This window comes from Psychrobacillus sp. NPDC096389, from assembly GCF_044762855.1.
Taxonomy (GTDB): Bacteria; Bacillota; Bacilli; order Bacillales_A; family Planococcaceae; genus Psychrobacillus.
Window position 1 is genome coordinate 1,254,091 of sequence record NZ_JBIWFB010000001.1, and the last position, 11,181, is coordinate 1,265,271.

The 11,181-nt window shown below is 35.7% G+C and carries 13 protein-coding genes; 11 read left to right on the plus strand and 2 right to left on the minus strand.

Annotated features, from left to right (window positions below; translation table 11 throughout):
- Positions 1-36: 36 nt before the first annotated feature.
- The 4 genes from ACIQ38_RS05945 to ACIQ38_RS05960 all read left to right on the plus strand — a co-directional run bounded on the left by ACIQ38_RS05945 (position 37) and on the right by ACIQ38_RS05960 (position 3,053).
- A complete protein-coding gene (locus tag ACIQ38_RS05945) occupies positions 37-849 on the plus strand; it encodes an aminoglycoside adenylyltransferase domain-containing protein (RefSeq protein WP_402819345.1) in 813 nt (270 codons plus the stop codon).
- A gap of 29 nt (positions 850-878) precedes the next feature.
- Entirely contained in the window at positions 879-1,598 is a 720-nt protein-coding gene (locus ACIQ38_RS05950) for a nucleotidyltransferase domain-containing protein (RefSeq protein WP_402819348.1), read from the plus strand.
- Positions 1,599-1,609: 11 nt separating this feature from the next.
- Positions 1,610-1,888 (plus strand): hypothetical protein, encoded by a 279-nt coding sequence (locus tag ACIQ38_RS05955; RefSeq protein WP_402819351.1) that lies wholly within the window; start codon positions 1,610-1,612, stop codon positions 1,886-1,888.
- A 109-nt stretch (positions 1,889-1,997) separates the two neighbouring features.
- Positions 1,998-3,053 carry a nitric oxide synthase oxygenase gene (locus tag ACIQ38_RS05960; protein WP_402819354.1) on the plus strand — a complete coding sequence of 352 codons (1,056 nt, stop codon included), beginning with the start codon at positions 1,998-2,000 and terminating at the stop codon, positions 3,051-3,053.
- Positions 3,054-3,713: 660 nt separating this feature from the next.
- Here ACIQ38_RS05960 and ACIQ38_RS05965 read toward each other — a convergent pair.
- The gene (locus tag ACIQ38_RS05965; RefSeq protein ID WP_402819642.1) at positions 3,714-4,907 is read right to left on the minus strand and encodes a CynX/NimT family MFS transporter; all 1,194 of its coding nucleotides are present in this window, start codon (positions 4,905-4,907) and stop codon (positions 3,714-3,716) included.
- A gap of 199 nt (positions 4,908-5,106) precedes the next feature.
- Between ACIQ38_RS05965 and ACIQ38_RS05970 the strand changes: the two genes are divergently transcribed.
- The 6 genes from ACIQ38_RS05970 to ACIQ38_RS05995 all read left to right on the plus strand — a co-directional run bounded on the left by ACIQ38_RS05970 (position 5,107) and on the right by ACIQ38_RS05995 (position 9,365).
- A complete protein-coding gene (locus tag ACIQ38_RS05970) occupies positions 5,107-5,907 on the plus strand; it encodes an ABC transporter ATP-binding protein (RefSeq protein ID WP_402819357.1) in 801 nt (266 codons plus the stop codon).
- Positions 5,900-7,543: a hypothetical protein gene (locus ACIQ38_RS05975; RefSeq protein ID WP_402819360.1), complete on the plus strand. Its 1,644-nt coding sequence runs from the start codon at positions 5,900-5,902 to the stop codon at positions 7,541-7,543. The genes ACIQ38_RS05970 and ACIQ38_RS05975 overlap by 8 nt, the downstream gene beginning before the upstream one ends.
- Positions 7,540-8,109 carry a nucleotidyltransferase family protein gene (locus ACIQ38_RS05980; protein ID WP_402819363.1) on the plus strand — a complete coding sequence of 190 codons (570 nt, stop codon included), beginning with the start codon at positions 7,540-7,542 and terminating at the stop codon, positions 8,107-8,109. Before ACIQ38_RS05975 ends, ACIQ38_RS05980 begins: the two co-directional genes overlap by 4 nt.
- Before the next feature lie 13 nt (positions 8,110-8,122).
- The gene (locus ACIQ38_RS05985; protein WP_402819366.1) at positions 8,123-8,716 is read left to right on the plus strand and encodes a hypothetical protein; all 594 of its coding nucleotides are present in this window, start codon (positions 8,123-8,125) and stop codon (positions 8,714-8,716) included.
- Between the two features lie 104 nt (positions 8,717-8,820).
- Positions 8,821-9,012, plus strand: coding sequence for a hypothetical protein (locus ACIQ38_RS05990; protein WP_402819369.1), 192 nt, complete (start codon positions 8,821-8,823; stop codon positions 9,010-9,012).
- Between the two features lie 74 nt (positions 9,013-9,086).
- Positions 9,087-9,365 (plus strand): hypothetical protein, encoded by a 279-nt coding sequence (locus tag ACIQ38_RS05995; RefSeq protein ID WP_402819372.1) that lies wholly within the window; start codon positions 9,087-9,089, stop codon positions 9,363-9,365.
- A 49-nt stretch (positions 9,366-9,414) separates the two neighbouring features.
- Here the strand turns inward: ACIQ38_RS05995 and ACIQ38_RS06000 are convergent, their stop codons facing one another.
- Positions 9,415-10,113 carry a glucosamine-6-phosphate deaminase gene (locus ACIQ38_RS06000; RefSeq protein ID WP_402819374.1) on the minus strand — a complete coding sequence of 233 codons (699 nt, stop codon included), beginning with the start codon at positions 10,111-10,113 and terminating at the stop codon, positions 9,415-9,417.
- A 138-nt stretch (positions 10,114-10,251) separates the two neighbouring features.
- Here ACIQ38_RS06000 and cotE point away from each other — a divergent pair, with 138 nt between their 5' ends.
- Positions 10,252-10,791: an outer spore coat protein CotE gene (cotE, locus tag ACIQ38_RS06005; protein WP_402819376.1), complete on the plus strand. Its 540-nt coding sequence runs from the start codon at positions 10,252-10,254 to the stop codon at positions 10,789-10,791.
- The last annotated feature ends 390 nt before the right edge of the window (positions 10,792-11,181 follow it).

An 11,181-nucleotide genomic window follows, 5' to 3' on the forward strand; every position in this document is an offset into this window, starting at 1 on the left:
TTATTGAATGTAATCAAAAGGGAGTGGAGATAAAAAATGAATAATGTCCCCGCAAAAACACAGCCGGTTTTAGATAAGTATTTTCAGCTGCTTGAAAAGAAATTACCCGATTTACTTGAAACCTATTATCTTTATGGCTCCATCTCATTAGGAGCATTTAAGGATGGATGTAGTGATATTGATTTTATTGCAATTATTAAACGGAGATTAACAGAGTCAGAACTAAAATTGCTGAAAGAAATTCATAAAAGTATTCAAAGTAAATTTCCTGAAACAATTTTAGATGGGTTTTATATAATGAAAGAGGATTTTGTAACTATAAACAAAAGAAAAGTTACTAGTATTCGCTTTAATGATGGAAAGTTCCATGGCTTTACAGCCTTTGATAAAAACTCAATCGATGCTTTTCAATTACAAAAATATGGAGTCCTTATAAAAGGAGAAAAACTCGAAGAAAATATTTATACAGTAGATTGGAATATTTTAATTCCTAATATGCGGCATAATCTTAATACTTATTGGCTTGGTTGGATGAATGATTGCAGAAGATTTCCTTCTATTAAATACATAGGTTTATATTTTAGTATAAATATGATTGAGTGGGGAGTTTTGGGAGTTTCTCGTCTATATTATACATTTATCGAAAAGGATATTATATCTAAAGCTGGTGCAGGTGAATATGTATTACGAAAAGCCCCAGAAAAATACCATAAGATTATTAAAGAAGCGTTGAGAAATAGACAAGGTATTAAAAAGTCCTACTATCGTTCCATTGTGGAAAGGCGTAAAGATACATTGGATTATATGGAGTTTATGATGAAAGAGTGTCATAATCTTTTTATTGAGTAACTGGTGGCATTTTATGGAGGTGGGTATCTATGCAAAAGTATAACAAGATAGAACCAGTAGTAGCAGCACAAAAATTTATACATAAATATTTTCCTGCTTGTGATGCGGCTCTGTTGGCAGGAAGCGTTGTTCGAGGGGAAGCGACGGAAACTTCAGACCTAGACATCGTTGTATTTGATCAATCGCTTTCTACTTCATACAGGGAGTCGCTAATTGATTTTGATTGGCATATTGAAGTGTTCGTACATAACTTGAATTCTTATCAAGCATTTTTCGAAAGTGATAGAAAACGTGCTCGCCCGTCATTACCACAAATGGTATCAGAAGGTATTGTTTTAAAGGATACAGGTATCATTGACTCTATCAAAATGGAAGCCAAAAAGTTATTAGCGGATGGTCCTCAAAAATGGTCAGATGAAATGGTACAAATGAAACGATATTTTATTACCGATGCCTTGGATGATTTTATCGGATGTAAGGATCGTGATGAAGAAATATTTATTGCGAATGCACTAGCTGAACTTTCGAGTGAATTTTTATTAAGGACAAATAATCGGTGGATCGGTGCTTCCAAATGGGTCATACGTTCATTAAAAAATTTCAATCCACAATTTGCAGAACGATTTATTGAGGCATTTGATTTGTTTTATCGAACTGGATCCAAAGATAAAATTATTAAACTAATAGATGAGATATTACTTCCTTACGGAGGACGAATATTTGACGGATTTTCATTAGGGAAAAAGTGAGTGGATGTTAAATGGAAGCAATAGTAGGTCTAATAGGTAATCTAGCGACAATTATACTCTGTTTATTTAAGGATATTACGGAAGAAGAAATTGACAAGAACATTAAGTATTTAAAGCAAGAAAAATGGTTTCAAGCTTATTTACTTAATGAAAAGCATACTGAATTGATCAGTTATAACACCAAAGCCCGGAATGTAATTGGAAGTATGAATATCAAAAAGATGTCAAAATCAACCTATAGTAGAAGACAACAAAAGAGGATTGAACGTGTCATTAACAAACAATCTTAACGAGCTTTTTTTCTGTCATAAATCCCTCACAACTTCATGAGCCTTGGGACTTGTCTACGCTATCTTGTTTCTTCTATGATGGAGGGAGACAGCAGGAGGGATTTTGGTCATGTTCAAAGAAGCGAAGAATTTTATCCAAATGTATTATGAAGAAACAGGGCAATCGGAGCAGGAACTGGCGACTCGTTTAATAGAAGTAGAGCAACAAATTTCAAAGCAAGGTACATACGAACAAACGCTAGATGAGCTCACTTACGGAGCAAAAGTGGCTTGGCGTAATAGTAATAAATGCATTGGCCGACTTTTTTGGCAAAGTTTAAACGTCTTAGACAAAAGAGATTTACAAACAGAGGAGTCCATATTCGAAGCACTTCTTGCGCATATTGAATTTGCAACGAATAACGGAAGAATTCGTCCAACGATTACGGTGTTTTCCCCCAAAGATGTGCGTATTTGGAATCATCAATTGATCCGTTATGCAGGATACGAAACGAACAATGGAATCATTGGGGATCCGGATTCGGTAGATTTTACAAAAGTATGCCAGAAACTTGGATGGCAAGGAAACAATGGTTTGTTTGATGTGCTGCCACTTGTTATCCAAATAAAAGACAATCCGCCAAAACTATTTGATATACCACAAGCATCTATTTTAGAAGTACCTATTCGACATCCGGAATTCGACTGGTTTGCGGATTTGGGATTAAAATGGTATGCCGTTCCGATGATTTCCAATATGAAATTGGAAGTAGGGGGTATATCCTATGTAGCCGCTCCTTTTAATGGATGGTATATGGGAACAGAAATTGGCGCACGAAATCTAGCGGACGATAATCGATATAATATGCTTCCGACAATCGCTGAACAGATGGGATTGAACACGAAATCGAATGCATCATTATGGAAAGATCGAGCATTAGTAGAATTGAATGTAGCGGTTTTATATTCGTATAAAGAAGATGGGGTAAGTATCGTGGACCACCATACAGCCGCTCAACAATTTAAGCGTTTTGAAACAAACGAAATGGAAGCAGGACGCGATGTAACAGGAAACTGGAGCTGGCTAATCCCTCCATTATCCCCAGCAGCAACGCATATTTTTCATAAACCGTATGCAAATGAAAAGAAAACGCCTAATTATTTTTACCAAAAATCACCGTATTAAAAAAGAGGAATCAGCTTACATATTTGCTGATTCCTCTTTTACGTTATAGGGATAATGCGTCTTAGATTGAGACCACTAGCCTTCTCGCTACTGCAATTATATATGAACAGTTTATCTTGAGGAGAGTGCCCAATAACATACGCGCAATGTTCCAGTCGTTTCTCGCAACATTCTATTTCAAACGCACAACATTGAGAGACATTTCCGCAACTTTGACATAAATCGAATCAAATCCATCGTCGTCTCAATCCAAGTAAAGAGTTGTTATAAGAATTAGTTGCTTTCATGGGCAATTTGGTTGCTTTCAGATTGATTTGGTTGCTCTTGAGATAGAATTGGTTGCTTTCAAAGACCAATTAGTTGCCCTAATCCATTTATTGGATTAAAACAGACTTAAAACTGTGTAAGATTTTGTTTTAAACAAGTCTATACCGTCGTTTACGACTCATTATTCTTTTTATCCCGCATTAACGGGCAGTAAGACTCCCACTTCAAGATTTAAGAAAAACGAAAAGATAAGTGGGAGATCAACTGCCCGTAAAAGCCCGATTGGTTCAACTAGCAATCAGTGGGGGATGAAGAAACCCCCACTGATTGAAGTTTCACTTTATGTGCTCCATTCCGTGAATTATTAAATGGGCAATTATTATAATGTTTTTGTTATTCAGCAGGAGAAACAAATCGATCTTTGCCTGCGTGCATTCCAACAATGAATAATACGATTGCTGTTGCGATAAATAAAATAATAGGCATCGACCAACTAGCAGTTGCATCGTGTAAAAAACCGAAAAGTACAGGACCAATTGCCGCAAGTAAATAGCCAAACGATTGGGCAGTGCCCGACAATTCAGCTGACTCCATTGGTGTTCGTGTGCGAAGCGTGAACAACATCATTGCAAAGCTGAACGAAGCCCCTCCAGCAAATCCTAAAATAATCATCCATACAATTAATAAGGAAGAGTTTCCTACTAAAAGCCCACCGAAACCAATTACATAGAGAAGTGAAAAGAAAGCCACTAATGGACGTTGATCTTTCATGCGACTGGCAAGAATTGGAGTTAAAAAAGTAAGTGGTAATTGAGCAAATTGCATTAACGATAACATCCAACCTGACTTGTCCGCACTAATGCCTTGCGATTGCATGATTTCTGGAATCCAAGCAGCTGTCGTATAAAAAAGAAGTGATTGAAGCCCCATGCATAATGTAACAGTCCACGTTAATGGATTAGATAAAATAGATTTAGACCGACCAGTAGCAGCTGGTTCTGTATTTTCTTTTATTCGTTTGACGTTTTTTATTTGTGGTAACCAAATGAGAGCGGCAATTATTGTTAATATTGCCCAGCATCCAAGTGCCCCTTGCCATCCCAATGTTGTATATGCAGCAATCGGGTAACTAATTCCTGCTCCGATGGTTGAGGAGAAATTCATCGATAAAGTAAAAATGGCTGTCAGTAGTCCTACTTGTAATGGGAATTTTAGTTTGATTAAACTAGGTATTAAAACGTTACCAAATGCAATAGCTATTCCTATTAAAGCAGTTCCGATCAAAAGTAAAGATGTATTTCCTAACGACCTCATGATAATTCCAAAAGCGAGCAAAATAATAGAGAAGAATAAAGTTAATTCCATTCCGACACGTCTTGCTATTTTCGGGACAATTGGTGAAATGAGTGCAAACGCAATAAGCGGAATAGTCGTTATAAATCCCGCTAACACATTGGATATTCCAAGATCATCTCTAATATAGGCAATAATAGGTCCAACAGATGTGAGTGGAGACCTTAAAGTCGTAGCAAGAAAAATAATACCAATTACAAGTAATAGCACGGTTTTTTTGTGTTTTTGATCCATAGTTTGCAAACGGATTAGCTCCTTATTTCATATTATTATGTTAGCCTATCACTTTTCGATGAATAGATACAATAGCCAAAAGACTAGAATAATAGAAGTTAGAATATTCTTTTCCTTTTACGTGTGTTTTAGTTGTATAATTAACAGTATATAGGAAAAATGGTAAGCATATGTCGGTTGAATGGATGGGAGTTTTAATATGAACAAAGAAAAGGTTTTATCATTACAAGATGTGACGATGCGTTTTGGTCCTAAACAAGTATTAAATGGGGTGAACTTAGAAGTTTATAAAGGGCAGATTATCGGTTATATTGGTCCGAATGGCGCTGGGAAAAGTACGACGGTTAAAATCATGCTTGGGTTAATCGAAGGCTACGAAGGAAAAATTGAAATTTTCGGCGAAGAAATTGGCAATGGCAATGGCGATGTCTCGTATAAACGAAAAATTGGCTATGTACCAGAAACGGCAGAACTTTATGATAATTTAACGGCTTGTGAGTATTTAACATTTACAGGGGAGTTATACGGGTTAAACGCCAAAGAAGCGGAAAGTAAAGCTCTTCAGTTAATGAAAGAATTTGAGTTAGAGTCTGTATTTTACCAACGATTATCTTCTTTTTCAAAAGGGATGAGGCAAAAAGTACTTATCATTTCTAGTTTGTTACATGACCCCGAATTACTATTTTTGGATGAACCTTTAAGTGGGTTAGATGCGAATAGTGTTATGGTTATTAAAGAAATTCTGGATCAGCTAGCAGCTCGTGGAAAAACTATTTTCTATTCCTCTCATATTATGGATGTGGTTGAGAAAATAAGTAATCGGATCATATTACTGGTGGATGGCCGGGTAGTTGCGGATGGAACGTTTTCGGAATTACAGGAACAAAGTAAAGAAGGTACGTTAGAAGAGATCTTCAATCAAATTACAGGTTTTTCGGAGCATAAAAAGATTGCGGAAAAGTTTGTGGAAATAGTAAGTGAGGAAAATGCCCATGGATGATTTTAAGTCGCTTCGCGTTTTGGATCGCTTCAAATGGGCATTTCAAAAGTTACATATAGACTACGATGTCATGCGTAAAATTTTGCAATTAAAGTTAACGATGGATGGCAGAAGAATGCCCACTGTTTTCAATGGATCGAAAGTGAAAAAAGAAGGAAATCAATTTATAAAATCTTTATGGGTCTATGGATTATATGGACTTTTATTACTGACCCCGTTTTTATTTTTAGGGAATCAATTTATTTTTTTCATTAGTATCATGTTTAGTGTTTTAATGTTTATCGTGATGACATCGATGGTATCTGATTTTTCAGCTGTCCTACTTGATATTCGGGATAAGAATATTCTTCATTCGAAACCGATTAGCACTCGGACATTGAATGCTGCAAAAGTAGTGCATATTTTAATTTATTTGTTTTTATTAACAGGTTCTTTTATCATTGTTCCACTCATCGTAAGTATTTTTAGGCATGGAATTGGGTTTGCAGTCGTTTTTCTAGTGGATGTAGTACTAATTAGTTGTTTAGTAGTGGTGCTTACTGCATTTGTTTACTTATTTATTTTGCGCTTTTTTAGTGGGGAAAAATTAAAGGATATGATTAATTATGTCCAAATCATTTTAACTTTAGCAATCATGCTTAGTTATCAGCTTGTAGCCCGAGTATTTGAATTCATCGATTTTGATATTACCTATTCTTTTGCTTGGTGGCATCTGTTGCTGCCTCCGCTATGGTATGGAGCGTCATTTGAGCTGCTATTAAACAACAATTTTTCATTGCCTATCATTATATTTACTGTATTGGCCGTAGTGGGACCAATCTTATCCATTTTGTTATATATCCGACTAATGCCGGCTTTTGAACGAAATCTAGCAAAATTACTAAGTGATTCGAAAAGAAATAGAAAAAAATCACGTTACCTAGACCGATTTTGGTCAACTGTCTTATGTAGGACGAAAGAGGAGCAAACTTTTTACATGTTTTCATCCCTTATGATGAAGCAAGAACGGGAGCTCAAGTTGAAGATCTATCCTCAAATAGGTTTTGCGCTCATTTTACCATTCATTTTCCTTTTTAACAATCTTCGCATGAGTTCATGGGAAGAGATGAGTAAAGGAAATATGTTTTTGGTCATTTACTTTAGTTTAGCGATGATACCAACTGTTGTTCAAATGCTGAAATTTACAGGAACGTACAAAGCTCAGTGGATTTACAGGGTCGCACCCATTCAAAATATATCAGTGATCTATAGTGGGACGTTAAAAGCATGTATCATTAATTATTTTATTCCAATCTATTTACTATTAAGCATATTTTTCGTGTGGGTTTTTTCGTTTCGAATTGTCGCAGATTTAATCGTAGTATTGCTGGCGGCAATCGCAATGACACTTGTTTCGTTTCGACTTTTTACTGGGGAAGATTACCCATTCTCTCATTCGCATGAACATACACAGGACATGAGCACAATGAAAGTGTTTGGTGGTATACTCGTCGTCGGAATTTTTGTGCTTGTTCATTTTATCTTTAGTAAAATTCCTGTTGGACTATATATATATATGGCAATCTTAGTGATAGGAATAATAGTCGGTTGGAAGAAAATATTTCCTAATAAGTGGAAAGAAGTGGGCACCAAGTGAAACTAAAAAATGCAAGTGATATTAGAAAAATGATTGAAGAAGACGAGTGGATGATGGAATTATTAAAAGCTGCTCAACAATTGAATCTCCCAGATTGGTGGATATGTGCAGGTTTTGTTCGCTCTAAAATTTGGGATGTGTTGCACGACTTTAACGAACGGACTTTGTTAGCGGATATTGATGTTATTTTTTTCGATCCAACTAACACAAAAGAGGAAGAAGAGAAAAAGTTAGAAGAACGATTGAAAAGTTTGACACCTAATATCCCTTGGTCTGTAAAAAATCAAGCAAGAATGCATAGTATTAATAATTTACCGCCTTATTCATCTGCAGAAGAAGGCATTGCGAATTTTCCCGAGACGGTAACGGCGTTAGGGGTAAAATTAGATAATCTGAACAAAGTAATATTAGTTGCCCCGCACGGGATTAAAGACGTGATTCATCTCGAAGTTAGACCTACGCCACTTTTTTTGACTACAACGACCTTAAGAGAAGTATATGAAGAGCGTGTAAGAAAAAAAGATTGGGTAGCTACTTGGGAGTTGCTTAAGATTTTTCATAGTTAAAAGGAGGTACTCTGTGAGGAAAATAGGTATTCGTATTTCTTTTCTTTTGTTTCTGTGCTTATTGGCTGCTTGCAGTAATGAAACGAAAGTAGATAATGTATTAACCAATGTAGAACTTAGTGATAGGGAAAAGCTCCTATTAGCTTCTGCAAGTGATGAATCATTTGTCTTCGAGTTTCGGGCAAAGGATGAGTATAAACAAGTGTCTCTATGGGTCGATAAATATGAGTTCGGAAAGCTTACTGAAGAACATATTGGCCGATTGACTACAGAAATAGAGGAAAAGGACTTGCTCATTTTATCCATCTCCAAAATACCACTCGACGAAGAAATGCTCATTTTTAATACGATTGTTGGTCATGGTACTTCATTCAGTAAAGTAACTGCCAAACAATTATCGCCCACCGAAAATCAAAGTATATGGGGAAGTAATCCACTAGAAACTATTCCTATTTCAGATCAAATGGTGTTGGCAACAATGTGTTATGCAAAAGGGAATGGGATGAGCTCGCTATCTTCAGAATTTTATATGGATATAGATAATCGTATTAGTGAAATGGCGAATTATGATGTGGTGTATGTATTGAAAAGTGAATTTCATCAATAAATGGGTAGGAAATAAGTATATCTATTATGGAATAATTACTTATTGATTTCGCTGAGCGTTTGGCAAGATCAATTCGTCCGATTATACAAAAGGAGGCTAATGAAATGGTTCAGTATAATAATGAAAATCCTTCTCCAACTTTAGCTGAAATATTTGCAAGCGAAAGGAAAGAAGGAATATTAGAAGGAGAGAAGAAAGGAATCGAACAAGGAAAATTAGAAGAAGGTAAAAGTATCGCACGCACTCTTTTAAGTAAAAAATGTCAGCTGCTTCGGTTGCACTATAAGAGGCATTAATAAAGAGTGATAATAGAAAGGAACGGCGTAATTTTATTTGCTAAATTTCATGATTCGGAAAGTGGATGAAAGAAATGAAGATTTCTCTTAAGTTCTATTTAAGTGCTTTGTTTATTTATTTTCTGAGTTTTATATCTGGCTTTTCCATTGGATTGTATGTACTATTCGGAGCCATTTTACTTTTGTTATTTGGTTTGGCTATATCTTTGAAATTATTAAGGAAAGAAATGAATACTTTTATTCTAATAGTTATTTCCATTGTGATTAGTGTGATTTCATTTGTCGTTTGGTACTTTTTAGTACATCGGGTGGATGATTATTATATCTTTTATCCTTTTGCTATTTTTGTATAAAGGAAAACGCTTGAAGATTTCTCCAAGCGTTTTTTTCGTATCTAATCTTTTATTTAATATCCGTAATAACTGTCACATGCGGATGTTTTTTCAAAACCGTGATTGGCCACTCTTCCGAAATTGTATCCCCTAGTAACATATCGATTGCTGGGCGTTTCTTTTCCCCAAAAGCTAATAAAATTATTTTTTTCGCCTTCATAATAGAAGAGATTCCCATCGTAAAAGCAGTATGCGGAATTTCTTCTTCATCGTCAAAATATTGACTATTTACACCGAGTGTAGAGTCTGTCAATTTCGCCACATGCGTCACCGAATCAAAAGAAGTGCCTGGCTCATTAAATGCGATATGTCCGTTTTCTCCAACACCTAGAAATTGAATATCCAATGGATGCTCATTTAATTGGTTTTCATAACGTACACACTCTGCATCTAAATCTTGCGCTTTTCCATTTGGAATATTCGTTTCTTTGAATTGTTTGTGCGAAAATAAATGCTCTTGCATAAAATAAGCATAGCTATTCACATTGTTCGGTGCCAACCCTATATATTCATCTAAATTAAACGCAGTAACTTCGGAAAAGTCCAAAGAGGATTCGACTAAATTTTTATAAATAGGAATCATCGTACTTCCAGTTGCTAAGCCTAATACGTTTAAATGGTTTGCTTTTAAATCTTGTTCTAGTTTTTCTTGCACGATAGTAGCTGCCTCTTGTTGATTGGCAACATGAATTACTTCAAAAAACGCCATTTCAAAACCTCACTCTTCCTTCATTATCCTATAATTGTATGCCGATTCTTGTGAAAGGTCAACGAATTATCTTATCAGATGAACCGATTGGGCATAATGCGCATATGATGTTATGACTTGAATACAAGGAGGAAAAACATGAAAACTGTGCGACAAATTGTGACGAAAGCTGTAATAGCTAAAGGGAAAAAGAGAACGGAATCTAGCGAAGTTCTTAGTCCGCCAAATACTCCATCTAGCATTTTAGGTTGCTGGGTTATCAATCATTCTTGCCAACCGAAGAAACAAGGTAGATTTGTAGAAGTTACTGGAAAATTTGACATAAACGTTTGGTATGCACATCATGATCATTCCAAAACATCTGTTTTTACAGAAACAATCCATTATACTGATCGCATTAAATTACATTTTCGTGACAAAGATTCAACTGGTGAAGAAGTACATGTACGTGTCCTTCAACAACCAAATTGTACAGAAGCTATTATAATAGAAAAAGGAACTAAATTCCAAGTGACTGTGGAACGGGAACTATTAGCAGAAGTAGTAGGAGAAACGACAATTTGCATCGAAGTGCAGAACGATGATTTTGAAGAAGATTGGACATTCGAAGAAAGTTCTTCTAGTCCGTCAGTTCATGCTAGTTTGTCTAAAGATTCTGATCCATCCTCATCACTTTAACAAGCCGGTCAGTATTTCCGGCTTTTTTTTGTTCTAGTAAATATATTAAGTTTCATGTGGCCGGGTGTGTTACGGCAATTACTAGTTATTTATCTGGAGAAGATTGCCCAATAATAAATGGCGCAAGGTTCCAGTCATTACTCGCAACATTGACAAAAATGAGTCACAGTCATCGTCGTCTCACTCCAAGTAAACTTGTTGTTTTATGTATTAGTTGCTTTCAAAAGCAATTTGGTTGCTTTCGTGTTAATTTAGTTGCTTTCGAACTAGAATTGATTGCTTTCACTGTGGGTTTGATTGCCCTACCCCATTTACTGGATGAAAAGCTATTGCGTAGCACATTTTATCCCCATATTACGTGAACTATCCATTAACATAAGCACTCCCTCT